At 59.1% G+C, this 23,550-nt stretch carries 28 protein-coding genes; 16 read left to right on the forward strand and 12 right to left on the reverse strand.

Going from position 1 to position 23,550, the window contains the following annotated elements; genetic code table 11:
• Window positions 1-388: 388 nt before the first annotated feature.
• The 4 genes from nrdG (at window position 389) to folB (ending at window position 2,708) form a co-directional block, all read left to right on the forward strand.
• Window positions 389-970, forward strand: coding sequence for an anaerobic ribonucleoside-triphosphate reductase activating protein (nrdG, locus tag ACTNB2_RS00005; RefSeq protein WP_427727760.1), 582 nt, complete (start codon window positions 389-391; stop codon window positions 968-970).
• A gap of 67 nt (window positions 971-1,037) precedes the next feature.
• The gene (gene folE, locus ACTNB2_RS00010; RefSeq protein ID WP_427718613.1) at window positions 1,038-1,595 is read left to right on the forward strand and encodes a GTP cyclohydrolase I FolE; all 558 of its coding nucleotides are present in this window, start codon (window positions 1,038-1,040) and stop codon (window positions 1,593-1,595) included.
• 2 nt (window positions 1,596-1,597) lie between these two features.
• The gene (locus ACTNB2_RS00015; protein ID WP_195838586.1) at window positions 1,598-2,179 is read left to right on the forward strand and encodes an HD domain-containing protein; all 582 of its coding nucleotides are present in this window, start codon (window positions 1,598-1,600) and stop codon (window positions 2,177-2,179) included.
• Window positions 2,180-2,222: 43 nt separating this feature from the next.
• Window positions 2,223-2,708 (forward strand): dihydroneopterin aldolase, encoded by a 486-nt coding sequence (gene folB / locus ACTNB2_RS00020; protein WP_441044771.1) that lies wholly within the window; start codon window positions 2,223-2,225, stop codon window positions 2,706-2,708.
• A gap of 6 nt (window positions 2,709-2,714) precedes the next feature.
• On the opposite strand, the gene ACTNB2_RS00025 is transcribed toward folB, so the two are convergent.
• Both ACTNB2_RS00025 and ACTNB2_RS00030 read right to left on the reverse strand, forming a co-directional pair.
• A complete protein-coding gene (locus tag ACTNB2_RS00025) occupies window positions 2,715-3,449 on the reverse strand; it encodes a M48 family metallopeptidase (protein ID WP_154517555.1) in 735 nt (244 codons plus the stop codon).
• 116 nt (window positions 3,450-3,565) lie between these two features.
• Complete coding sequence (locus ACTNB2_RS00030; RefSeq protein WP_427727766.1) at window positions 3,566-4,579, reverse strand: dipeptidase; 1,014 nt, start codon at window positions 4,577-4,579, stop codon at window positions 3,566-3,568.
• A gap of 120 nt (window positions 4,580-4,699) precedes the next feature.
• Here ACTNB2_RS00030 and ACTNB2_RS00035 point away from each other — a divergent pair, with 120 nt between their 5' ends.
• From ACTNB2_RS00035 to ACTNB2_RS00045, 3 genes are all read left to right on the forward strand, one after another.
• Window positions 4,700-5,128 carry an FKBP-type peptidyl-prolyl cis-trans isomerase gene (locus ACTNB2_RS00035; RefSeq protein ID WP_117640821.1) on the forward strand — a complete coding sequence of 143 codons (429 nt, stop codon included), beginning with the start codon at window positions 4,700-4,702 and terminating at the stop codon, window positions 5,126-5,128.
• A gap of 3 nt (window positions 5,129-5,131) precedes the next feature.
• Window positions 5,132-5,710: an urease accessory protein UreE gene (locus ACTNB2_RS00040; protein ID WP_441041021.1), complete on the forward strand. Its 579-nt coding sequence runs from the start codon at window positions 5,132-5,134 to the stop codon at window positions 5,708-5,710.
• Between the two features lie 83 nt (window positions 5,711-5,793).
• Complete coding sequence (locus ACTNB2_RS00045; protein WP_441041019.1) at window positions 5,794-6,591, forward strand: HAD-IIB family hydrolase; 798 nt, start codon at window positions 5,794-5,796, stop codon at window positions 6,589-6,591.
• A gap of 75 nt (window positions 6,592-6,666) precedes the next feature.
• On the opposite strand, the gene ACTNB2_RS00050 is transcribed toward ACTNB2_RS00045, so the two are convergent.
• From ACTNB2_RS00050 to ACTNB2_RS00070, 5 genes are all read right to left on the reverse strand, one after another.
• A complete protein-coding gene (locus ACTNB2_RS00050; RefSeq protein WP_154517406.1) occupies window positions 6,667-7,047 on the reverse strand; it encodes a Fur family transcriptional regulator in 381 nt (126 codons plus the stop codon).
• Window positions 7,048-7,108: 61 nt separating this feature from the next.
• Window positions 7,109-7,519: an acylphosphatase gene (locus ACTNB2_RS00055; protein ID WP_427718594.1), complete on the reverse strand. Its 411-nt coding sequence runs from the start codon at window positions 7,517-7,519 to the stop codon at window positions 7,109-7,111.
• Between the two features lie 2 nt (window positions 7,520-7,521).
• Window positions 7,522-8,628 (reverse strand): Gfo/Idh/MocA family protein, encoded by a 1,107-nt coding sequence (locus ACTNB2_RS00060; RefSeq protein ID WP_441041018.1) that lies wholly within the window; start codon window positions 8,626-8,628, stop codon window positions 7,522-7,524.
• Window positions 8,629-8,702: 74 nt separating this feature from the next.
• Window positions 8,703-9,188 carry a ribonuclease HI gene (gene rnhA, locus ACTNB2_RS00065; RefSeq protein WP_441041016.1) on the reverse strand — a complete coding sequence of 162 codons (486 nt, stop codon included), beginning with the start codon at window positions 9,186-9,188 and terminating at the stop codon, window positions 8,703-8,705.
• Window positions 9,189-9,329: 141 nt separating this feature from the next.
• Window positions 9,330-10,277: a LysR family transcriptional regulator gene (locus ACTNB2_RS00070; RefSeq protein WP_441041014.1), complete on the reverse strand. Its 948-nt coding sequence runs from the start codon at window positions 10,275-10,277 to the stop codon at window positions 9,330-9,332.
• Between the two features lie 274 nt (window positions 10,278-10,551).
• Between ACTNB2_RS00070 and ACTNB2_RS00075 the strand changes: the two genes are divergently transcribed.
• The 3 genes from ACTNB2_RS00075 to ACTNB2_RS00085 all read left to right on the forward strand — a co-directional run bounded on the left by ACTNB2_RS00075 (window position 10,552) and on the right by ACTNB2_RS00085 (window position 13,355).
• Entirely contained in the window at window positions 10,552-11,862 is a 1,311-nt protein-coding gene (locus ACTNB2_RS00075) for an O-acetylhomoserine aminocarboxypropyltransferase/cysteine synthase family protein (RefSeq protein ID WP_441041012.1), read from the forward strand.
• Between the two features lie 312 nt (window positions 11,863-12,174).
• On the forward strand, window positions 12,175-12,951 hold the full coding sequence (locus ACTNB2_RS00080; protein ID WP_441041010.1) for a hypothetical protein: 777 nt from the start codon (window positions 12,175-12,177) through the stop codon (window positions 12,949-12,951).
• A 185-nt stretch (window positions 12,952-13,136) separates the two neighbouring features.
• Window positions 13,137-13,355, forward strand: coding sequence for a hypothetical protein (locus ACTNB2_RS00085; protein WP_154517389.1), 219 nt, complete (start codon window positions 13,137-13,139; stop codon window positions 13,353-13,355).
• Window positions 13,356-13,446: 91 nt separating this feature from the next.
• Here the strand turns inward: ACTNB2_RS00085 and ACTNB2_RS00090 are convergent, their stop codons facing one another.
• Together ACTNB2_RS00090 and ACTNB2_RS00095 are read right to left on the reverse strand one after the other, a co-directional pair.
• Window positions 13,447-14,361: a ketopantoate reductase family protein gene (locus ACTNB2_RS00090; protein ID WP_441031659.1), complete on the reverse strand. Its 915-nt coding sequence runs from the start codon at window positions 14,359-14,361 to the stop codon at window positions 13,447-13,449.
• A 117-nt stretch (window positions 14,362-14,478) separates the two neighbouring features.
• The gene (locus ACTNB2_RS00095) at window positions 14,479-15,249 is read right to left on the reverse strand and encodes a cyclase family protein (RefSeq protein ID WP_441031657.1); all 771 of its coding nucleotides are present in this window, start codon (window positions 15,247-15,249) and stop codon (window positions 14,479-14,481) included.
• 46 nt (window positions 15,250-15,295) lie between these two features.
• On the opposite strand from ACTNB2_RS00095, the gene ACTNB2_RS00100 reads away from it, so the two are divergent.
• The 5 genes from ACTNB2_RS00100 to ACTNB2_RS00120 all read left to right on the forward strand — a co-directional run bounded on the left by ACTNB2_RS00100 (window position 15,296) and on the right by ACTNB2_RS00120 (window position 20,816).
• Entirely contained in the window at window positions 15,296-16,603 is a 1,308-nt protein-coding gene (locus ACTNB2_RS00100; RefSeq protein ID WP_441044769.1) for an aldo/keto reductase, read from the forward strand.
• A 95-nt stretch (window positions 16,604-16,698) separates the two neighbouring features.
• Entirely contained in the window at window positions 16,699-17,565 is an 867-nt protein-coding gene (locus tag ACTNB2_RS00105; RefSeq protein ID WP_441041008.1) for a deoxyribonuclease IV, read from the forward strand.
• A gap of 147 nt (window positions 17,566-17,712) precedes the next feature.
• On the forward strand, window positions 17,713-18,573 hold the full coding sequence (locus ACTNB2_RS00110) for an ABC transporter substrate-binding protein (protein ID WP_441041007.1): 861 nt from the start codon (window positions 17,713-17,715) through the stop codon (window positions 18,571-18,573).
• Between the two features lie 167 nt (window positions 18,574-18,740).
• Window positions 18,741-20,051 carry an ABC transporter permease subunit gene (locus tag ACTNB2_RS00115; RefSeq protein ID WP_441044768.1) on the forward strand — a complete coding sequence of 437 codons (1,311 nt, stop codon included), beginning with the start codon at window positions 18,741-18,743 and terminating at the stop codon, window positions 20,049-20,051.
• 12 nt (window positions 20,052-20,063) lie between these two features.
• On the forward strand, window positions 20,064-20,816 hold the full coding sequence (locus tag ACTNB2_RS00120; protein ID WP_441041004.1) for an amino acid ABC transporter ATP-binding protein: 753 nt from the start codon (window positions 20,064-20,066) through the stop codon (window positions 20,814-20,816).
• 116 nt (window positions 20,817-20,932) lie between these two features.
• Here ACTNB2_RS00120 and ACTNB2_RS00125 read toward each other — a convergent pair whose 3' ends face one another.
• Complete coding sequence (locus ACTNB2_RS00125; RefSeq protein ID WP_441041003.1) at window positions 20,933-21,178, reverse strand: hypothetical protein; 246 nt, start codon at window positions 21,176-21,178, stop codon at window positions 20,933-20,935.
• Between the two features lie 147 nt (window positions 21,179-21,325).
• Between ACTNB2_RS00125 and ACTNB2_RS00130 the strand changes: the two genes are divergently transcribed.
• The gene (locus ACTNB2_RS00130) at window positions 21,326-21,544 is read left to right on the forward strand and encodes a heavy-metal-associated domain-containing protein (protein WP_441041001.1); all 219 of its coding nucleotides are present in this window, start codon (window positions 21,326-21,328) and stop codon (window positions 21,542-21,544) included.
• A 20-nt stretch (window positions 21,545-21,564) separates the two neighbouring features.
• On the opposite strand, the gene ACTNB2_RS00135 is transcribed toward ACTNB2_RS00130, so the two are convergent.
• Window positions 21,565-21,990 carry a hypothetical protein gene (locus tag ACTNB2_RS00135; RefSeq protein ID WP_441041000.1) on the reverse strand — a complete coding sequence of 142 codons (426 nt, stop codon included), beginning with the start codon at window positions 21,988-21,990 and terminating at the stop codon, window positions 21,565-21,567.
• Entirely contained in the window at window positions 21,983-23,500 is a 1,518-nt protein-coding gene (locus tag ACTNB2_RS00140) for a Y-family DNA polymerase (RefSeq protein WP_441040998.1), read from the reverse strand. Before ACTNB2_RS00140 ends, ACTNB2_RS00135 begins: the two co-directional genes overlap by 8 nt.
• Window positions 23,501-23,550 lie beyond the last annotated feature (50 nt).

Consider the following 23,550-nt stretch of genomic DNA (forward strand, 5'->3'; position numbering starts at 1 on the left):
TTTGCTCGATATGAGCTCCGCACGAACAGGAGGCGCCAGTGGCGCCTCCGTCGTGAGCCAGGACTGTCCGAAATAGCGATTAAAGGTCCGGGGCCTCGCTACGGGGCAGCCAAGTTGATGTAGCTGAGATGCAGCATGCGGTCTGCCCACTCCTCGAAGTTCTTGGCGGAAATAATTCGAGCTGCAGCTGCGATTTACTTGCGATGGCGGTTGAGCCGCAACCCAGTTTTTATTGGACCTCGAACCCCATACTCGATGTTCGCTTTGTTCACCGAGTGTCGCTCGCGAGGGATCTGGAGCATATCGTCCCGCCCGCAGTTTCGCAGGCCGAAGGCCGAGAATGTTTGAGGACGGGATGATATGCTCCAGACCCCCAGGAAGGTTACCTATGAACTACGCGAACATTAAGTATTTCGACATTGCTGATGGAGAAGGCGTTCGTACTTCTCTGTTTGTGAGTGGGTGCCGTCGTGGGTGCAAGAATTGTTTTAACTCCGTCGCGTGGGACTTTGCCGCGGGTGAACCGTTCGATCGTGCCGTCGAGGACAAAATCATCGAGAGTCTTGATCATCCCTTTATTGATGGCCTGACGATTCTGGGCGGGGAGCCTATGGAACCCGAGAACCAGGCGGGGCTCGTTGATTTTATCGAACGCGTGCGTGCGACCTATCCTGTGGAGTCTGGGAAGACCATTTGGTGCTTTACCGGTGATGTGCTCGAGGAACTAATGCCGGGCGGCCGTCACCATACCGACGTGACGGACCGTATCCTTGCTTGCCTCGACATGCTGGTAGACGGTCCGTTCGTTCAAGATCTGTACGATATCTCGTTGCGCTTTAGGGGTTCGAGCAATCAGCGCGTGATCGACATGAACGCCACGCGCGCTCGTGCTGCGCGCGAGGGCGTTGCGCTTTGCGACGCTGTGGAGCTTTGGCGGGACGATCCGGTCTATTCGACCCATACTATGTAGCTGGAAGAGGTTGCGTGCCAGCGTGGTACCATAGCGCGAACGCGAAATCGAAAAAAGTGAGGCCCAGATGGTCGATCAGGAAAAAGTCGAGACTGCTATTAAGCTGCTGCTTGAAGGTATAGGCGAGGACCCAACTCGTGAGGGCCTGCTGGAGACCCCGGCACGCGTCGCCCGTATGTATGGCGAGATAGCCGGCGGTATGGGCCGGAGTGCCGAGGAGCACCTGTCCAAAACCTTTGCCGTCGCTTCGAACGATTTGGTTATCGAGCGCGATATTACGTTTTACTCGCTGTGCGAGCACCATCTGCTGCCGTTTTATGGCAAGGCTGCGATCGGCTATATCCCTAACGGTCGCGTGGCGGGTCTGTCTAAGCTTGCTCGCACGGTTGAGGTCTATGCCCGTCGTCTGCAGCTGCAGGAGCAGCTGTGCGCGCAGGTTGCCGATGCCCTCATGGAATATCTTGCTCCCCAAGGGGCGATCGTGCTGATGGAAGCCGAGCATATGTGCATGACCATGCGCGGCGTGCAAAAGCCCGGTACCAAGACCGTAACGCTTGCTCGTCGCGGTGTCTTTGAGACCGATCCCGCGCTCGAGGAGCGATTCTTTAGGATGCTGGGCCGCTAACCATGAGAGTCGTCAACGACTTTACATCGAAGACCGATGAGGGGACGCCGCGTCGCGGCTTTATGGCTTCGGGCCTGACTCCCTTTGGCGCCATGCCTCGCATTGATTACATTTGTGCCAACGGGCTGTTCCGGCGGCACCTGGGCAACATTGCACAGCTGGAATCGGGGCGCATCTTCTGCCGCCACGGTATTGACCATCTGCTGGATGTCGCGCGCATTATGTGGATTAAGAATCTTGAGGAACAGCTCGAATTTGACCGCGAGGTCATCTACGCCACGGCACTTCTTCACGATATCGGCAAAGATGAACAGTATGAATCGGGTATATCCCATGATGTTGCAAGCGAGCGCGTCGCTGATGCGATTCTTGGCGGCATGCCCGATGACGTGGCATTTGATCCGGCCGATGCCGCAGCCATTAAGACGGCCATTTTAGGCCATAGAAAGCTGCGCGTGAACAGCCAACCGCTTGAGCGTCTGCTCTATGCAGCCGACAAAGCGTCGCGCGCCTGCTTTGCATGCCCCGCGCGCAATGCCTGCAACTGGAGCGATGATAAAAAGAACCTGTCGATTCGCGTGTAGTTGGTTTGCGCGGTCGGGGTTCTAAACGAAGGAGACGATCGCGATGACCAACAAGAAACTGCCCGAGAATGCAACCAAGACTGAAGGCGCCGAGCTCGCCCGCCGTGGAAGGGGCGAAATATCCACCGCAACGGCGGTGCCCCACGTGAGCTATGACGATCTGTGCCATGCCGATCGCATCACCGTTGAAGGTCTTGAGGTCTTTGCCAACCACGGCGTGTATCCCGAGGAGAACGCCCTGGGTCAGAAGTTCATCGTGTCCTTGGTGCTCTATGCCGACCTGCGTGCAGCAGGGGAGCACGATAACCTGGATGCCTCGATTGACTACGGCTCGGTGTGCCACGATGTCGATGGCTATCTGCGCGAGCATACGTTTAAGCTCATCGAGGCCGCAGCCGAGGGCGTGGCCCAGATGCTGCTACGTCGTTATCCCCTGCTGCTCGGCGTTCGTGTTAAGCTCGATAAGCCTTGGGCGCCCGTCGGTCTTCCCCTGGCAAGCTGCGGTGTCGAGATCGAGCGCGTGCGCTAACCGGTTCTAATACGTCTCTATGGGTGGCTGCTTGAGCCGCTGCGACAGAGCTCTATTGTTGGGGCAGTACGTGTCGAGCAGGGCGTGAAACCGCTGATTGTGGCTTGGCTCGAGCAAGTGGACGAGCTCGTGGGCGACAACCATGTCAAGGCACTCGACGGGGTAGGCGGCAAGCTCGCGTGCGATGCGAATGGCACCGGTTTTGGGCGTACACGAGCCCCAGCGCGTTTTCATGCTGCGCACGGAAACGCGGGAAGCGGCGACACCCATTGCGATTTCGTATGTGCGCACCATATCGCGCAGCGCCGTGGTGACCTCGGATGTATAGAGCTGGTCGATGCGGGCTTGGAGCTCATCGGGCGTTAGGCCGTCGAGGATTGCGTGCCGCTTGGCCTGTGGGTGTTCGTCTGGCTCGTCGGTACCCATAAAACTTGCGAAGGTGGCCTGTTTGGGTCGCGGTGCGGGTGATGCAAAGTTGTGATCGAGCGCATCTTGTACCGTGATGGGCTTGCCCCAAAGCGCAATGATGGACGAGGGGCTGAGCGGCTCTCGCTCCGTCGCCTGACGTTGCTCGCGCTGGGCAAGTCGGCTGATAATCCAGGCGCTGTTGCGCTTCACAAATGCTTCGATACGCTCGCGGGTGGCACCGAGCGGTGCGCTTGCGTGGACCTCACCGCTCGATGTGACGCGTAGGTTGAAGTTCTTGACACGCTTTTTGGTAACGACGACGGGGATGGGCATCCCATCCGGTCGGGATACGGAAATCGTAAACTGCTGCGTCAAAAGCGGTCCTTCAGATTGGGGACGGGCCGGCATGTCGACCGTTCGGCATGCCGGCCCGCTCAAGGGATGTGAAATTAATAACGCTCAAAGAAGGCAAGCGCGTTGTCGCTGCAGAGCTTTTGCATCACGGTCTTGCCAAAATGCTTGGAGAGCATGTTCTGGAACTCGGGCATCTTGCTGGCATCGGAGAGGAAAGCGGGCACCGTGGCGCCGTCCCAGTCGCCGCCGAGCGCGATGACGTCCTCGCCGCCCAGGTCGAGCCAGTGCTCGATATGTGCCGCCAGCTGATCGAAGGTGACGTCTGCGGCGGTCTTGTCGGTTGCGTCGTTGGAAAGGAACTCGCTGCAGTAGTTGAGGCCGACGATGCCACCCATGTCGCGAATGGTGCGGAACTGGTCGTCGGTAAGATTGCGTTTGGCGCCGCAAACCGCACGGGAGTTGGAGTGGCTGGCGACGAAGGGACGCGTGGCGCGGACGGCGACCTCGTCAAAGCACTCATCGTTGAGATGTGAGACGTCAAGCACCATGCCGGCGTGCTCCATCTGCGTAAGTGCCTCGATGCCGGCGGCGGTGAGGCCGGCGTGGGTATCGTGTCCGCTCGCGAGTGGCCCCTGCGCGTTCCAGCTGAGTGACGACATGAGTACGCCCAAGCTCTTGAGCACCTCGATCAGCGCGGGGTCCTCGGCAAAGAACGTGGCGTTTTCGATGGTGTGGATGCAGGCGACCTTGCCGTCCTTGAGCGCGGGGCGAATGTCCGCGGCGCTGCGCACGTTGACCATGCGGTCGTGGTTGAGCATTGCCTGGCCGCTCATATGCGCCATGATCTGCGCCTGGAAGCGCGCGGCGTGGGCGGAGGGAATCTCGTCGGGGACAAACGTGGCGAAGCACTGTGCCCACGGTGTGTTGCCGATCTTTGCGAGCGAGATGGCGCAGGCGTTGCCCTCGATGAGGTCGAAATCTTGCGGATGCGTCTCGTCGCCGGGGAAATAACCGTCGGTGCCGGCGGTAAAGCGCAGGTCGAGATCGAGCGTGGCCCAGCCGATGCGGTCGGCGGTGTCACAGTGTAGGTCAAATACGGGATATGCCATGGTTCCTCCGGTTGCAGCGTTTCTTTGCAAACTGTCTTCGAATTGTATGACTAGGGTATAGTTAGCGCCATACGTTCATGGCGGCCCGCGTTGTGTGCCGCCCTTATCACGGAGGTTTCCATGTCCAACCAGGGCAAGAAGGTCAAGACCCATTATCGCGGCACGCTCGACGACGGCACGCAGTTCGATAGCTCCTACGATCGCGGCGAGCCGCTGGAGTTCACCTGCGGTGCCGGTCAGATGATCAAGGGCTTCGATGCCGCCGTTGTCGACATGCAGGTGGGTGAGAAGAAGACCGTGCACATTCCTGCTGCCGATGCCTACGGCGAGCACAATCCCGAGATGGTTATCACCTTCCCGGCCGAGCAGGTTCCCAACATCGAGCAGATCGAGAAGGGCATGAAGCTCTTCCTGTCCACGCCGAGCGGCATGCCTGTCCCTGCCGTTGTCATCGATGTGACGCCCGAGGCCGTGACGCTCGATGCTAACCACGAGCTGGCCGGCAAGGATCTCAACTTTGATATCGAGCTCGTCGAGGTCGAGGATTAGGGTATGTCTGAACGCTTGGTTTCGACGACATGCTTGGGAAATCTCAACGATCCGTCCTATGAACTCCTGCTTCGTCGGGAGCTGGGTGGCATCTTTGAAGTTGACGAGCTGCTGCTCGATTGGGACCAGGCTGATGTTTGCGCGTTTGCGGGCGTGACGGAGCTGGGGCGCACGGTCGATGTCCGGCTAGATGCTGCCGACGGTAGTCGTCTTGCCGACGGCGACGTGCTCGCCATCGACCGTTCGGGCATGGTGCCCATGGCGGTTGTCGTGCGCCTGCGCAGCGCCGAGGTCTATTTGGTCGAAGTCGACCGCATGGATCCGATTGCGCTCGCGCATGCGTGCTGGGAGATCGGCAATATGCACGCGCCGCTTTTCCGAGGCGATTCGGACGAGCATACCGTGCGCATGTATACGCCGGTGCAGCCTGTTTTGGGCCGCATGCTCCGGGGCGTCGAGGGTGTTCGGCTCTCGGTGGTTACCCGTGAACTCGATACGGACCGGCGCTTTGCGTCGAGTGCGGCGGAGGTCGTCGTGAGTATGGCTCCCGACTTTACGATCGTAAAAAAGGCGCGCGGTTAACGTGCGTATAAGCAAGACGGACTTTGAGAGACAGCTATTCAAAGTCCGTCTTGCTGTTGATGAGGTGCTGTGGGGGAAAGCATATGGGTCTTGAGGGAATCAAGCTGATTGCATGCGATTTGGACGGCACGTTGCTGCATCCGGGGGAGTGCGAGCCGCGTTCCGAGGCCTTTGAGCTTATCGATGAGCTGCATCGTCGTGGCATCGTGTTTATGCCGGCGAGCGGCCGTCAATATGCGAGCTTGCGCTATCTGTTTGCCCCGGTGGCCGATGAGCTCGCCTATGTATGCGAAAACGGAGCCCTCGTGATGAGCGAGGGGCGTGCCGTTGTCAAGCGTTCCATGGAGCGTAACCTTGCTATGGATATCGCGAATGCCGTGGTTGCGTATCCCCATGCCGACGTGACCCTTTCCTGCGAGGGGCACCTCTACACCATAAGCGGCAACGATGCATTCGTCGACCATTTGCGCTACGAGGTCCATTGCGATGTGGCGGTGGTCGAACGTCCCGAGGACATCGACGAGGACGTCATTAAGATCGCGTTTCAAACGCCCGAGACAGAGCAGCCGGCGGCGCTGGAGTATTTCGTCCGTCGCTTTGGCGACCGGGTCGATGTGATGACGTCGGGAACCGAATGGACCGACTTTATCGGCTTTGATTCGGGCAAGGGGTCCGCGCTTGCCGATTATGGTCGTGCGCTGGGGATCTCACCTAACGAAATGATGGCGTTTGGCGATAATGAAAACGACCGCGACATGCTCAACGTGGTGGGCCATCCCTATCTGATGGAGAGCTGCAATCCCAGTATGCGCGGTATCAACGACCGCGTCCGTTACGTGCGCACGGTCGAAGAAGAGCTGTGTCGCCTACTTGCTGAGTAGACATTTGGGACATGCCTGGAAATCTTTCTTTTGCCGCAATCGGTGAAAAGTTGATTTTAAGGCATGCCCCAAAATCTACCTACAGTTGGGGCAGAGGCCCTCGAAGATGGTGTAGTGCGAGCTGACGCTCCATCCGATTTGTTCGGATGCCCTGGCGTCGAGCTGGGTATTGAAGGGGAGCGGCACATCGATGACGCGGCCACACGAGGTGCAGATGATATGCGCATGCGGTTCGATGGCACGATCGAAGCGGCTGCCGCCCGGCGTTTTAATCGAGAGAATCTCCCCGGCATCGGCCAAGAGATTGAGGTTGCGGTAGACCGTACCGCGGCTGATTTTGTCATCCTGCGCGCGCACAGCGTTGTAGATCTCTTCGGCGGTGGGATGGTTGTAGCTTTGGCGCACGGCATCAAGAACTAGCTTTCGCTGCCTGGTATTCCTTCTTTGCACCGCCATGCGCCTCGCCTCTTTTCTATTAACGGTCGTAGGTAAATGATACCGTATTTAGCACACAATACTAATAATGAGGAGTGAAACCGTCTTCATTGGCAAGTGGGGCTCGAACCTGGGCGTCTACGAGGCGAAAACGCGTTCCCATGCGCTCGTAGGAGGCATGAAGCGCCTCGAGATGAGATAGGATGTTTGCCGGAGCTCCCTGTATCTCCATCTCGACTGAGCCGTCTTCCATGTTACGCACCCAGCCGGTGAGTGCGCGTGCCTGCGTGAGGTTGGTGTTGGTAAAGCGAAAACCAACGCCTTGGACTTGCCCCTCCCAGCGCAGGAAATAGCGCAGGGGAGTGTCTTGAGTGGCCTCGTCGCTTGCGAGCACGGTAAGCCTGCGGCGCAGCTCGAGCTCGACGTTTGATGGTTTTTGAGGCTCTCGACTGCCGCCGGTGACGCTGGAGAAGAACGTATCGAAGAAGCCCATCGCTAGGCCTGCTTGACAGAATCGGCGGGGAAGGTAATGCCGGCCTGTTGGCGCACGGCATCCATGATGCGCAGCGAGACAAGCGTGACATCGCGATAGTGGCCAAGCTCGTGACGTCCCGCCGGGGTCTCCCAAATCTCTTCCTTGACGTTATCGATGCCGCCGATGGCGGTGATAAAGTCTGCGAGTTCGTATTCCATGGTGTTGCTCGATTTGGGCAGGTCGAGCACGCGGCCGTTGTCGCTCTGTTCGCGCGGCGCCTCGGTCGCCGAGCCGCGTACGACATCGCCGCGATAGTCGATGCGGACGTTGCGGGGCGTGGACAGATGGTCAATCTGGATAGTGCCACGCTCGCCTTCGATCTGCGAGGGCAGTAGGTCATTCGTAATTTTGGAGTGCGCGAGCTCGACGGAGATACGGCCACCGCCGTAGCTGGCGAGGATGGAACCGCAGCCATCGATGGGGCCATGGGTGAGCTCTTGCGTGGTGGGGTCGAGCAGAGTAGCCATGCTCGTAAGGCCGGAGGGCATGCCGAAGATCTCGACCATGGGCTCGACGGTGTAGACGCCAATATCCATGAGGGAGCCCGATGCCATATTGCAGTCGAAGATATTGGTGGCGCGCCCCGCGAGAACTTCGTTGTAGCGCGAAGAATACTTGCCAAAGCGCAATGAGGCGCGGCGGATGGGGGCGATCTCGCCCAGGGCGTCCTCGATGGCGTGGAAGGCGGGATCGTGGAGGGGACGCATGGCCTCGAGGGCCACGACACCTGCTGTCTCGGCGGCGCGGAAGACTTCCAGTGCCTGTGCTTCGGTGGCGCAGAAGGGCTTCTCGACGATGACGTGCTTGCCGCTGGCGATGCAGGCAAGGGCCTGCTCGTAGTGAAGTGCGTTTGGGCTGCCGATATAGACGGCGTCGACGTCGGCGGCTGCTGCAAGCTCATCAAGTGAAGTAAAGTTTCGCTCGCCGCCGTGCTCGGCAGTAAAGGCGGCTCCGCGCTCGGCGTTGCGCGAGAGCGTGCCTACGAATACAGCCTGGTCGTTGGCATTGACGACCTGGATAAAGTCGTCGGTGATCATGGATGTGCCGATGGTCGCGATGCGCAGCATACGTCCCCCTTGCGTTGTTTTGGTCTACAGGATGAGTGTAGCGCGTGGGGATATAAAGCTGCGCGAAAACGCTATTACAGGTCGCTCTCGTTAAAGCCGGTGTCGATATCGAGGTTGGCTCCATCGGCCGCGGTGGTGGCGAGCTCGTCGCAGCGCTCGTTGAGCTCGTGGCCGGCATGCCCCTTAACCCAGATGAACTCCACCTTATGCTTGCTCTTTGCGGCAAGCAGGCGCTCCCACAGATCGCGGTTCTTAACGGGCTGCTTGTTGGCGGTTTTCCACCCGCGCTTTTTCCAGCCGTCGATCCAGTGCTTGTTAAAGGCGTTGACGACGTACTGCGAGTCGGAGTGGACCTCGACCTCGCAGGGACGGTTGAGCGCCTCGAGCGCCACGATGACCGCCATGAGCTCCATGCGGTTGTTGGTGGTCTTGGCGTAGCCACGCGAAAGCTCGGAGGTGAAGGTCTTGCCGGCGGGGTTGGTGTATTTGAGCACGGCGCCGTAGCCACCGCGTCCCGGATTGGATCGAGCCGAGCCGTCGGTATAGATGATGACCTTCACAGACTTCCTTTCGTCGAGTTCCTCTCTTGCGGCTGTCTATTGTAGCGCCCGGTCCATCCTGTTTTATGCGAGGCGCGCCGCTCCACAAGGATGGTGGAGACGTTGTCGCCAAGAAAGATGGGCGACCTGAATTGTCAAGAGCTAGAGGGCTTTTAAATCTGCCATTTCTATCCCGTCCCCAAATGGTTGGTTTTCGTGGATGATGCGTTCGAGTTCGTCGAGGTATTGCCGCAGCAGGGGAGAGGGCTTGCGCTCATCGTGCATGATGTAGCCCACGCGCATCGTTGGGGCGTCTGCCAACGGGATCGATGCCATGCCCCATTGCATTTCATTGGAGAGGACACCGGTCGACAAAGTGTAACCGTTCGACGTGATGAGCAGATTGGTGAGCGTGCCACGGTCGGAAACGCGGATGTTGCGGTCGCAGGGGATATAGCTAAACGGCTCCTCGGCGTAATAGAAGGAGTTCGAGGTCCCCTGCTCAAAGCTGTAGCGCGTATAGGGCGTAAGGTCGGCAAGCGATAGCTGGGGGCGGCGTGCGAGCGGATGGCGCTCGCTAACGAAGACGTGGACCGTTGCATCGAAGAGGGGATGGAAGCTTGCGCGGGCGTCGGCGAAGGCCTTCTGCAGGACGCGGGCGTTAAAGTCATCCAGATACAGAATGCCGATATCGCTGCGAAATGCGCGGACGTCGTCGATGATCTGTGACGTGGTGGTCTCGCGCATGATGAACTCGAACTTACTGTCGCGGCAGCGCTCGACGACGTTGACAAAGGCCTCGACCGAAAAAGCGTAGTGCTGGGCCGAGACGGCAAGGCGTGCCTGGGGTGTGCCGCCGTCCTCGTAGCGGGCCTCGAGCATATCGGCCTGCTCTACGACCTGGCGCGCATAGCCTAAAAGCTCGGTGCCGTCGTTGGTGAGTGTGACGCCGCGGCTGGAGCGCGTAAAGATTTCCAGACGGAGCTCCTGCTCTAGGCTTTTGATGGCGTTGGAGATATTGGATTGCGCGGTATAGAGGCGCTGAGCTGCGGCGTTAATTGAGCCGGATTCTGCCACGGCGATAAGAAAACGAAGCTGCTGGAGGGTCATCGGCACCTGTCCTTTCGATAGCTATCTAAAAAACCGATAACAAGTTAGCGCTTTTAAGTGATTGACCGCGCGAAACAATACACGTACTATTCAAAACACACAAAGGAGGTAGGTAATTAAGCCGACCACGAGAACGGGTTGTCAAAAGGAGGACCGCATATGAACTGCTTACTAAGACGAATGCCGGGCTCCTGCTTGCGCCCGTCGGCGTGATCAGGAGACAGCGGCTTACTTCTCTTACTCTTATTACTTTTGTTTGATCAAGGAGATCATCATGAGCCAGTTTATCAACAACCCCGAGCACACCTTTGGTTTCGACACCCTGCAGCTGCACGTTGGCCAGGAGAGCGCCGACCCCGCATCTGATTCCCGCGCCGTGCCTATCTACCAGACCACGAGCTATGTGTTCCGCAACTCCCAGCACGCTGCTGACCGCTTTGGCCTCGCCGACGCCGGTAACATCTACGGTCGTCTGACCAACTCCACCCAGGGCGTCTTTGAGGACCGCATTGCCGCGCTCGAGGGCGGCGTTGCCGGTCTTGCCGTCGCCTCTGGCGCCGCCGCCATCACCTATACCCTGCAGGCCCTCGCTCAGGCCGGCAACCATGTGGTGGCCCAAAAGACCATCTACGGTGGTTCCTACAACCTGCTGGAGCACACGCTCTCCCAGTTTGGTGTCGAGACCACCTTCGTCGATGCCCACAACCTGGACGAGGTCGAGGGTGCCATCAGGGACAACACCACGGTCATTTACCTCGAGACGCTCGGTAACCCCAACTCCGATATCCCCAACATCGACGCTATCTCCGAGGTCGCTAAGAAGCATGGTCTTCCGGTTGTTGTCGATAACACCTTCGGCACCCCGTATCTGTTCCGTCCGCTGGAGCACGGCGCCAACATCGTCGTTCACTCTGCAACTAAGTTTATTGGCGGCCACGGCACCTCGTTGGGTGGCGTGATTATCGATGGCGGCAACTTTGACTGGAAGGCGAGCGGCAAGTATGCGCAGATCGCCGAGCCCAATCCCTCCTACCATGGCGTCTCGTTTACCGAGGCCGCCGGCCCCGCTGCCTTCGCGACCTATGTCCGTGCTATCTTGCTGCGTGACGAGGGCGCCTGCATTAGCCCGTTTAACGCCTGGGTCCTGCTCCAGGGCACCGAGACCCTGTCGCTGCGCGTTGACCGCCATGTCGAGAACACCAAGAAGGTTGTTGAGTTCCTGATCGGTGACGGCCATGTTGCCAAGGTGAACCACCCGAGCCTGCCCGAGCACCCCGACCATGAGCTGTACCAGAAGTATTTCCCCCGTGGCGGCGCCTCGATCTTCACCTTCGAGATCAAGGGCGGCCAGGAGGCTGCTTGGAAGTTCATCGACCACCTGCAGGTCTTTTCGCTTCTTGCCAACGTAGCCGACGTCAAGTCGCTCGTCGTGCACCCGGCTACCACCACGCACTCCCAGCTCTCTGCCGAGGAGCTTGCCGAGCAGAACATTACGCCCTCTACAATCCGTCTTTCCATTGGTACCGAGAACGCCGAGGACATCATTTGGGATCTGAAGCAGGCCTTTGCCGCGCTGGACGAGTAAGGCGACTTGTGCAAGGGCCCCTTGCGACTCGATAGGTATAACTGCATAAAATGCCTGCTCAAGGCGCCTGCGCGAACAATGGTTGCGCAGGCGCCTTTTTTGCATAGGAAGGGCGCTATTACAGGGTTTTTGGCATGCTTTATGCATGCGAGTTGTGGAAAACTCCTGTTGAGAGGATGTGAGTTTTACGCAAATGACGTGCACCTTTTGAGAAAAACCGCAGGTCGCGATTTACTCGGGGTACTATGCAGCGCGATCGAATCACACGCAGCTTAAACGCAGCAAAAACTCACTACGGAGGTTTCCAGCTACATGAGGATCGATTCACGAAAACCGAAGGCCGCCGCCCTTTCTGCCACGCTTGCCGTGGCGCTTTTAGTGGGTGCCGGCGTAACCGATGCCCACGCGGCAACACTGTCCGACGCGGTCGGATCAACGCCGTCCGAGGCGACCCTGATGCAGCCCGTCGACTATCGTAGCGACGGCTTTGGCTCCATGCAGGAGTGGAACGCCTCGATGGGGGCCAAGCGCGATTCCCTAGAGGTCCGCGCGCAGATCATCATGAACATGTACGGTGACTATGCCACCGATGACGAGCGCGCTGTACTGCAGGGTTGTATCGACGGTGCGGGCAGTCTTTTGACGATGGAGGAGGTCGACGCGAAGTCGGCCGAGCTCGACGAGCTTCGCTCCACGCTCGAGGATGCTAAGCGCGAGGCGCTCGAGGCTGCGGCCGTCGAGGCAGAAGCTGCCGAGGCCGTTCGGGCTTCGTATTACAACGCCGGCTCCGGCTCGTCTTACGCGTCTGCTGCGTATTACGCGAACGGCTCGGGCCTGACGCGCTCGAGCGGCGTCAATAACTACAACGGTCGTCGCGAGACCTATTACAGCAGCAACGTGTTGTATCACCACCGCACGGGTGAGTGGACGCTGGATTCCGAGGGCTTTTGGCGTGATTCCGACGGCTACTACGTGGTGGCTGCGAGCGATAAGTCCCAGGGCTCGACCTTTACGGGCTCTAAGGGCGAGTGCAAGGTCTACGATTCGGGTTGCGCAGCCGGAACTACCGATTACTACACCGGTTGGTAATCTGTCGGCATCGATTGCACATGATGGACGGGCGTCTTTACTGAGCTTTCGGGCAATGTAAAGTCGCCCGTTTTTATATGCATTTGGGTTAACAGAGCCCTTACCGTGGCACTACGTTGGGCATATGGGCGCGGGGCACACTAAGTCATGAGAAACAAGGTCTTTCTCGTGGAGGAAGTGATCCCATGAACGCTCGAGATGTCGCTATTGCCGTCGTTGCCCTTTTGATCGGATGTCTTGGTCCGACGGCGGCGTTAGTTGCCGGCTTGCAGTCCACTACGGGTGCTGCTCCTGTGGTTGTGAGCGCCTTGATTGCAGCGGCGCTGCTGGGAAGCGCCGGCGTGGTGCTTTGCCGCGATGACGAGGACGAGGTCCCGGAGTCGCAAAACGAGCCTCAGTTTTAGCCTCGGCCTAAATGCGACAGGCCTTCGCGAGCGATGGGATCCTCGCGAAGGCCTGTCTGCTTACATTGCGCGCGTCGCCGTGCGGGTGAGGCTACCAGCTGCTTTCTATTTCGCGAATCCTCTGGTAGAGCCAATCGTTTTGCGGCACTTGGATATCGTGTTTGGCGGCCAGGCGGCAGATGGTGCCCGCGAACTCCTCGACTTCGGTTTTACGTTGTGCGATGCGGTCCTGCGCCATCGAGGGCATGCCGGCGGGATCGATTCCCTCGATGAGGTGCACCATCTGCGTCAGGTCTGCCTCGGTCAGCTCAACGCCCTCGGCGTTGGCGACCGCAAGTGTCTCGCGCATGGCGGAAACAAAGCAGCGACGCTGCTCGGAGTCCTGTTCCGTGGCGCTCCCGTACGTGCCGCCGTAGGCCATGCAGGTCTGGTTGATGCCATCGTTGAGCATGAGTTTGGCCCACATGCGGTGCGCAATGTCGCTCTCGACGGTATGGGCGATGCCGCAGCGCGTGTAGAGCTCATCGATGGCGGTGACGGTTGCGGGCTCGGTGCCTGCTGCCGCGCCAAAGCGAATCTCGCCCGCATTGGTAAAGGTGAGCGCGCCGTTAAGGAATACGGCGTCCATGCCCTGGCAGATGCCCAGGACGGTGTGCTTCCAGCCAAAGCGCTCGGCTATTTTTTGCTCGCTCGTAATGCCGTTGCACAGCGAGGCGATGAGCGTGTTGGGTCCCACGACGCGCTCCATAGTCTTGAGTGCTTGGTTGAGCCCCGTCGTCTTGACCGTGAGAATGACCAGATCGGCGGGCGTTGCCTCGCTGGCGCGGACGGACTTGAGCGTGCAGGGCTTTCCGTTGACGGTGAGCGCATCGCCCACGTGGCGCTCGAAACGCGCGTCATCCATGACGTATTCGACGGCATCGTTGCCGAGGGTCTTGGCAATCATGCTGCCGTAGAGCAGGCCGACGCCGCCCTTGCCGATAAAGGCGACCTTGTTGATCTGCATGTGAATCATCTCCCCATATAAAAGGCGCCCGCATATGGGGCGCCTGATGGATTGTATGCCGCTGGGGCGTGTGGCGTACACCGGAGGCTGAATTTAGAAGAACAAATGCATGGGAACTTATGCCGCGGGGCAGATGGCAAAAACGCGCGCGGGATATCCAACGCCATCGCGCACCTTGGGGAAGGTGCAGAAGATGACGGCGCCTGTGGCAGGAAGCTCGTCCAGATGGTCCATGACCTCGATCTGGTAACGGTCGACCGAGAGGATGTACTGCTCGCCGGGGTAGGGGTAGGCGTCCTCGCGTGTGGTCACGGATGCGGGGTCGGTGTCTGCCGGCTCGTGGCCGATAGCGCCGATGTTGCGCTCTTCTACAAGCCATTTGATGGCGTCGAGGTCCCAGCCAGGGTAGTGGGGCTGGCCGTCCTCGTCCTTGTTTTCGAGGTCGGCGAGCTTGGACCAGTCGGAGCGGAAGGCGACGAATGCGTCCTCGGGAATGCGACCGTGCTCGTCCTCCCAAGCTTTGAGATCATCGATAGTCAGGATAAAGTCGGGGTTTGCGGCGCACTCCTCGTGCTTATCGATCACGCAGAGCGGATGCATAAACTCGACGGGCTCGATCTCGCCGAGGGAGCGGCCGTCAACATGAAAGTGGCGCGGCGCATCGACGTGGGTGCCGTACTGCGAGGCGACCGAATACTGGAAGCAACGCATGGGCGCGAGCATATCCTCGGGCGTGCCGGGCAGGTAGTCGAAGAGCTTGGTGGACTCAAATGGCTTAAAGCCAAACCAGTGCGGGGTGTCGCACGAGAGCGTGTGGGTGAGGTCGATCCAGCGGTAATCGGTGCTTTTGAGCTGGGTGGCGAGGTTCCAAAGGTCGAGCGTGGGCATGGCTGGCTCCTTTCATCGGACTTTTTGCTGATGTTAAAGCGCTGCCATGACGACTCGATTTCTGTTGGGTTACGATACGTTCTCGATTGCGATTCCACGATGTTTCGGCCGCGTGACCATTGTGTTTCGCCTTGCCGGGGCGCTGATGGCGAAGGGAGGGGCCGTGCAATACCGCGTTGACCCCAAAAGTGGTAACCGAATATCCGCTCTGGGTCTGGGCTGCATGAGATTTCCTGGTGCGCCGGGACGTCCGGATGCGAAGACAGCCGATACTATCATTTCCCGTGCGGTGGAGCAGGGGATTAATTATCTGGATACCGCGTATCTCTATCCCGGTAACGAGGCGTGCGTGGGCGCCTCGCTTGAGCGCTTGGGGCTGCGTGACCGGGTGTTGCTGGCGACGAAGTTGCCGCACACTTCGTGCAAGTGCGCGGATGATTTCGACCGCATCTTCGACGAGCAACTGCACCGTTTGCGGACTGACCATATCGACTACTACCTTATACACAACATCACCTCGCCCGCCCAGTGGGAACGTGTGGTGGCGTTGGGCATCGAGGACTGGATCGCGCGTCAAAAGGCGGCGGGGCGCATTCGCCAGATTGGTTTTTCGTATCACGGCAGCGCGGCGGATTTCCTGACGATGCTTGACGCATATGACTGGGATTTTTGCCAGATACAGTACAACTATGCCGGCGAGCGTTACCAAGCGGGAACGGCGGGGCTCATGGCCGCCGCCGAGCGAGGCCTCGCGGTGTTTGTGATGGAGCCGCTTTTGGGCGGACGCCTGGCGGGCAAGCTGCCGCCGCGGGCCCGCGCTGTGCTCGATAGCGCCCGTGACCCGCATTTGTGCACTCCTGCCGCTTGGGGGCTTTCGTGGGTGTGGAATCATCCTCAGGTGACGATGCTGCTTTCGGGTATGACCGATACCGCGCAGGTGGATGAGAACGCGGCGTTGGCCGATCGGGCCCTGCCGGATTCGATGACAGCTACTCAGCTCGATGCCATCGCGCACGTGCTGACGGAGTTTGAAAAATCGAATCGCGTGCCCTGCACGGGATGCGGTTACTGCATGCCGTGTCCTAAAGGCATCAATATTCCTGGATGTTTTGCCGCCTACAACGCAAGCTATGCGCACAGCTGGTTTACGGGTCTATCGCAGTACTTTACGGCGAGTGCGGTGCGCACAAGCGAGCCCAAGTTGGTGAGCAATTGCGTCAAGTGCGGCAAATGCGCACGCCACTGCCCGCAGCACATCGATATTCCCGAGCGTCTCGACGATGTGCGCCGACGTTTCCAGCCTGGCCCCGTGACGGCGGCGCTTAAGGCCTTCGGCAAAACGCGCTCCTCATGACCCTTTTATAACTTGCGGTGGAATAGTTCCTGTTTGCGGCAGAATAAGGCATCAACAGGAACTATTTTACCGTAACTGATGAGGGGGAGCTGGGGATGCTGACGATTGGGTGTCACCTATCCACGACGAAGGGCTATCGGGCGATGGGGGAGACGGCGCTATCCATTGGCGCCAATACCTTTGCATTCTTTACGCGCAACCCGCGCGGCGGCAAGGCGAAAGACCTTGACATGGATGACGTGGCGGCCCTGCGCGAGCTTATGGAACAAAACGATTTTGGTCCCCTCGTGGCCCATGCTCCGTATACCTATAACCCCTGCTCGGCCAAAGAGCGGGCGCGTGAGTTTGCCCTGGAGGCCATGGCTGAGGACCTGCAGCGTATGGAAGCGCTGCCCGGTAACTACTACAATTTCCATCCCGGTGCGCATGTGGGACAGGGCTCCGACGCCGGCATTCAGATGATCGTCGACACCCTGTGCCAGGTGATGTTTGAGGGCCAGCAGACGACGGTGCTGCTCGAGACCATGGCCGGCAAGGGCACCGAGGTGGGCCGCAGCTTTGAGGAACTGGCGATCATCATCGAGGGCGTTGCTGACAGGCGCCCCGAGCTGTCGGCCAAGCTGGGCGTTTGCCTGGACACCTGCCATGTAAATGACGCCGGCTATGATATCGTCCAAGATCTTGACGGTGTGCTCGACGAGTTCGATCGTGTGGTGGGTATCGAGCGCTTGCGCGCTGTGCATATCAATGATTCCAAGAATCCCCGCGGTGCCCATAAGGACCGGCATGAATGCATCGGCAAGGGTTACCTCGGCAGCGAGGAACTTGGCGGTGGAATGCAGGTTATGCAGAATATTGTATCGAATAGCTGCCTGCGATCACTGCCATTCATTTTGGAAACGCCGAACGAACTTGCAGGTTATGCGGCTGAAATTAAACTATTAAGGTCATTGCAGCAGTAATGACTGTCATAAAGTGGAGTGTTCCATTCACGTTATGGGTTTGTTTCAATCAGTTTTCTAATTGCAGATTCTCTCACGCGGGTGCATAATAGCCCTCAGTTTTTGCAGGCCCCTGAATCACATGGGGCCATTGGAAGGAGACTGATTATGAAGCTGAAGAAGCTTGGCGCATTTGCCGCCACGGGCGCCATGGCGCTCGCCCTCGCACTGACGGGCTGCGGCTCGTCCAACGCCACCTCTGGTTCTGATGCCGGTTCCAGCAGCTCTGACGACGCTAAGGTCGAGAAGGTCGACGGCTCCAAGGAGTACGCGCTCGTCAAGGACGGTACGCTGACCGTCGGCACCTCTGCCGAGTACGCTCCGTTTGAGTACAAGGATGACAACGGCGATTATCAGGGCTTTGACCTTGAGCTCATCAAGGCTATCGGCGACAAGCTGGGCCTGGATGTCGAGTACGTCAACAACGACTTCGACACGCTCGTCCCCGGCGTCGCTTCGGGCACCAAGTATGACGTCTCCATTGCGGCTATCACCGACACGCCCGAGCGTGAGAAGGAAGTCGCTTTCTCCGATTCCTACTACATGGACGATCAGGCTATCGTGACCAAGGTCGATAACACCGACATCACGGCCGACAATTACAGCGAGAAGCTCAACAACGCCGACGCTACCATTATCGTCCAGTCTGGCTCGACCGCCGAGGCCTTTGCTCAGGAGAACTTCCCCAAGGCCAAGATCATCCCCTACAAGGACGCTACCGAGTGCTTCAGCGCCCTGCAGTCCGACAAGGGCGATGCCGTAGTCACCAACCGCTCCGTTGCCAGCCAGCTGACCGCCGAGCAGTTCAACACCTGCCACACGGTTAAGCAGATCAGCACCGGCGAGGAGTACGCCATTGCCATCAACCAGGGCAATACCAAGCTCAAGGACGACATCAACCAGGCCATCAAGGACCTGACCGACGACGGTACCGTTGACGCCCTCATGGCTAAGTACAACATCAAGTAAACAGATACTTGATTGCGTGTGGGCCCTTTCCGTTTAGCGGAGAGGGCCTTTGCGCTTCTCTCGACGGAGAGTGTTTCCGTCTCTATTTGCCGGCAACTTCTACGATAGGAGCCACCTTGTCTCGACTGAACAAAGGGGCCGCTGGGCAGCGTTCTTCACTACCCGCCTTGCTCCAAAAGCTAGCCTGCGTCATGGCCGTGGCGCTCGCGCTGGTGTGCGTGGGGGCATCTGCGCCCTCGACTGCCCAAGCGCTTGAGACCGCAAAGATTACCGCCCGACCCAACACCGGTTCGGGCAGCGATGTGGTCGGCGGCACCGAGACACGTATTACCTGGGAAGTTCAGGCCGACGCCGACGAGGAGCTGAGCGGTCTTTCGCTGACGTTTGTCGACGGCACGACGTTTGGTACCGATGACACGCGATTGACGATGCTCTCGGGCGAGGACCTCATGGATCGCACACCCATGAAGCCCACGTGCACGGCTGATGGCCAGACGCTCAAGATCGACTTTGGCGAGACGGCGCCTGCCGGCGGCTTTTTCCGTGTCGAGGTGTACGGCGTGACCTTCCCCGTCGAAGGCGGCGACGAGGCCTTTAGCGGCACCTATACGCTCGCCGACGGTTCGACCAAGAAGATTTCCAAGATTCCTTCCGTCGAGATTACGGGCGTGACGGCCTTCGATAACTTCCAGGCCGATCTTAAGGAACAGCCGTGGGTCGAGGCTTGGAATTCCAATATGTTCCTGCGCCTGTTCTTGAACCCGGTCATTTTGGTCCAGAGCCTGCCGGTCGTATTTAAGGGCTTCCTTATGTCGCTCTCGATCGTGCTTGTGGCGTTTCCGCTGGCAATCCCCTTTGGCTTTGCCTTGTCGCTCATGCGCATCTCCAAGTCGCGCATCCTGCGCTGTCTTGCCGGCATCTACGTGAATATCATCCGCGGTACGCCGGCGTTCCTGCAGATCTATATCGCGTTCTTTGGCCTGCCACTTGCCGGCGTCAAGGTGGACGACTACGTCTTGGGCGTTATCGTCATGGCCATGAACTCGTCTGCGTACCTGTGCGAGATCTTCCGTGCCGGTATTCAGTCGATCCCCAAGGGCCAAAACGAGGCTGCCCGCTCGCTGGGCATGAATGCCTTCCAGACGTTGCTCTACGTTATGATTCCGCAGACGTTCCGCAATGTCCTGCCCACGCTGACCAGCGAGTTTATCCTGCTTTACAAGGATACATCGCTGCTCGCCGCCGTGGGCGTGGTCGAGATCGTCATGAACGCCCGCACCATCGTGGCGACGACGGGCTCCATCACGCCGTATGTGGTTGCCGCCCTGTTCTATCTGGTCATTACCCTGCCGCTTGCGCGCTTGGTGAGCGGTCTTGAGGCGAGACTTCTGGGGACGGCCGAAACCAAAAAGAAGCGTCCCACCAAGAGCGCCGGACAGGTTGTCGCGACACCCGCCGATCATATTGCAGGTCTGTAAGGAGGTTCTATTATGAGCGAAACCAATAACTCGAACGAGGTCGTCGTCAGCATCAAGAATCTCCAGAAGGCCTTTGGCGATAACGTGGTCCTGCGCGACATCGATCTGGATGTGCACAAGGGTGAGGTCGTCGTGGTCCTGGGCCCCTCGGGCTCGGGCAAGTCGACGATGCTTCGCTGCATTAACCGTCTTGAGGAGCCTACGAGCGGCTCGATTGTCGTCGAGGGCGTGGATGTGTGCGCCAAGGGCGTCGACCTCAATAGGGTGCGTACGCACTTGGGCATGGTGTTTCAGCAGTTCAATCTGTTCCCGCACCTGTCGGTCAAAAAGAACGTCATGCTTGCGCAACAAAAGGTGCTCAAGCGCAGCAAGGAAGAGGCCGAGAAGATTGCCGTCGAGGAGCTGACTAAGGTCGGTCTGGCCGAGCGCATCGATTTTATGCCGAGCCAGCTTTCGGGCGGCCAGCAGCAGCGCGTGGCCATCGCCCGCGCCCTGTCGATGAACCCGCACGTGATGCTCTTTGATGAGGCCACGTCGGCGCTTGACCCCGAGCTCGTCCGCGACGTTCTGGGTGTCATGCGCGATCTTGCGCGTGACGGCATGACGATGATCGTGGTGACGCACGAGATGGGCTTTGCCCGCGACGTCGCCGACCGCGTCGTCTTTATGGACGGCGGCGTTATCGTGGAGGAGGGCACGCCGAGCGAGGTCTTCGACCATCCCAAGAGTGAGCGCACCAAGGCGTTCTTGGGCAACATCTCGTAGCTGCTTTATGTGACTGTCATAGCAGAAAACGGGGCTGGATCTGGATCCAGCCCCGTTTTTGTTGGGATGCGAATGTGTTTTGGTGCAGAGCCGCGTATGGGCGGAGCTTATCGCCGTTAGGCGAGCTCGGCTCCAAGGGCGCGACAGGCGGCCTCTGCCTCATCGTCGGGGGCGTCGTAACAGATGACGGAATCGACGACGTGGACGCCGGCCTCGTCGGCGTCCGCCTTCCAGTTGTCCATCCATTCGCCCTCGGCCCAAGAATAGGAGCCAAAGAGGACGACCTTCTTGTCGCCGAGGGTCTCCTTGACTTCGTCCCACATCGGCTGAAACTCATCGTACTCGAGCTCCTCGGAGCCCATGGCGGGGCAGCCGAAAGCGAGGGCGTCATAGCCGCCGGCTTATTTTTTGGATTCCGGCGTATTGTCGCATCGACGCATGGCAAATGCTGTTGCGGCGATGGGGCGGGCAGAAAGAAGATCAAGAGGGTCGCGGTCGCGGACACCGATGTGTCTCACTATCCCTATAGCGATGAACTGCTTATTGGCGGTATGAGCTGCGGCGGCTGCGCGCAAAATGTGACGAACGCCCTCAACGCTCTCGATGGCATTTGGGCCACGGTGACGTATACAGACCACACGGCGTGCATCCGTTCTAAAAACCCGATCGATCGTGAGGTGCTTGAGGCTGCCGTGAGGGATGCGGGCTATTACGACATGAAGCCGTAGGGCCGGGCGTACGCTTGCGCTTAGGCTCGGCCGCGCAGCTCGATGTCTTGGATATCGTCGAAGCCGATGGCGATGTCTCGGAGTTTGAGCAGCTTGAACGCGGGGAGCACTTCGTCGAGAATGCCGGTGCGGCTGCGATAGCCGTATGTATCGTAATAAGTAACGCGTACCAAGTCGCCGCGTTTGAGGCCCTCGAGCTTTTTTGAAAGCTCGAGGGCTTTTTCTTCCGTGAGTTCGCATTTGGGCTCAACAGAGATCTCTTGTTTGCGCACGAGCTCATAGTATCCCGTGAGGGCGGCAAAGGGCATAAACTGCGCGGCGCGGTTGGCGCGAACGGCACCGTTGGCGGTGAGCCTGGGGTCGGCGGCGCGATGTCTTCCCTCGGGGTCCGCCAGGCGTTCAAAAGGTGTCGGCGGCCGCATCGGCTGTTGTTGGGCCTTAGGCACGGTGTCCTCCTACCTGATCGTTGCGTTCGCGTGCGGTGGCGCCGGCGGTAAAGCTTAATCCCTTGACCAGGGCGTTCTTGCCGTACCTGCCTTTCACGGCCAGAACGGCGCGGGCCAGGTCACGCTCGCGTTCATCGGCCTTAACATCGCTAAACAGATCGATGGTGGCAAATTCCTCGGGCATGAGGTTGCCAAAGCCCAAATTGATGCGCTTGACCGGCCGTTTGGGATCGACGGTCTGCGCCCAGAGCTCATCGAAATAGCCCATGATCTTCTTAAACGAATTGGTGCGCTCGGGCAGCTTTCGCGAAGCGTTAGAGTGCGCAAAGAGCGCGGCATAGCCGCCACGCGGTTTGCCGCCATGCTCTCCCACAAAGATGCCGTCGATTGCCTGTGCCTCGCGCACCAGACGGCGTCGTTCGTCATCGCGCTGGACGGGCTTGGGTGCACGGGGTGCGAGCTCGGGGCCTGCGGTTGCGGCGGGTTCGATGCTCGACGTGCTCGAACGCAAATGTCCGCATCCGTCTACATATTGCGCTGTGCCGCTGGCGTCGAGGCGGCGTATGTCGGCGCGCTCGCTCGCGTAGCCCACAAAGAGCGAGATGCTGTCGCAGACCACGTGCTTATCGACCAAGTCCAGTACGGCGGCATCGACCATCTCGCGCAAGACGGTGTAGGCCTGCTCGTAGGCATAACCCTTCGAGAGCACTTGTCCTGTGGTGGTTGAAGTTGCCTGCGGGCAATAGGCCTGAATATCGGCGATAGTTGTCGGCTCGCGCCCAAAGGCGTGGTCGATGAGATACTCGGCATTGACGCCGAGTTCGTCGTAAAGCAGGTTTTCGTCGAGCGCGGCGACACCCATCAGATCGTATACCCCGTACTTTTCGAGGCGAGCTGCCACGCCGGGGCCGATGCCCCAGATATCGGTGATGGGGCGATGGGGCCAGATCTCCTTGCGAAAGGTCTCGTCGTCGAGTATACCGATGCGGCTGGGTACGTGCTTAGCGGTAATGTCGAGCGCCACCTTGGCCTGGAATAGGTTGGGGCCGATGCCGACTGTCGCCGTGATGCCGGTGCGCGCGAGGACCTCATCGCGCAGCATGCAGGCAAAGCTTTTGGCATTGGTATGGTAGAGCTCTAGATAGGGTGTCACGTCGATAAAGCACTCGTCAATTGAGTAGACGTGAACGTCTTGCGGACTGACGTATTCCAGGTAGATACCGTAGATCTGCGCCGACACCTCCATGTAGTGCTGCATGCGCGGTACGGCCTTGATGTAGTCGATGCCGTCGGGAATCTCAAACAGACGGCAGCGGTTGTGTATCCCGAGGTCTTTCATGGCCTGGGTAATGGCGAGGCAGATGGTCGTACGCCCGCGTGATTCGTCGGCAACGACCAGGTGGGTGGTGAGCGGATCGAGCCCGCGGTCGACGCACTCGACGCTGGCGTAAAACGTCTTGAGGTCGATGCAGATATAGGTGTGACGCCCGTGCCCCACGCGTTCTCCCATCAAACACATATTCTTATCGAATACATGTTCGATAATACCCGCTCGTCCGG

The sequence above is a fragment of the Collinsella sp. HCP28S3_G2 genome (assembly GCF_052065125.1).
In the GTDB taxonomy this organism is placed as follows: Bacteria; Actinomycetota; Coriobacteriia; order Coriobacteriales; family Coriobacteriaceae; genus Collinsella.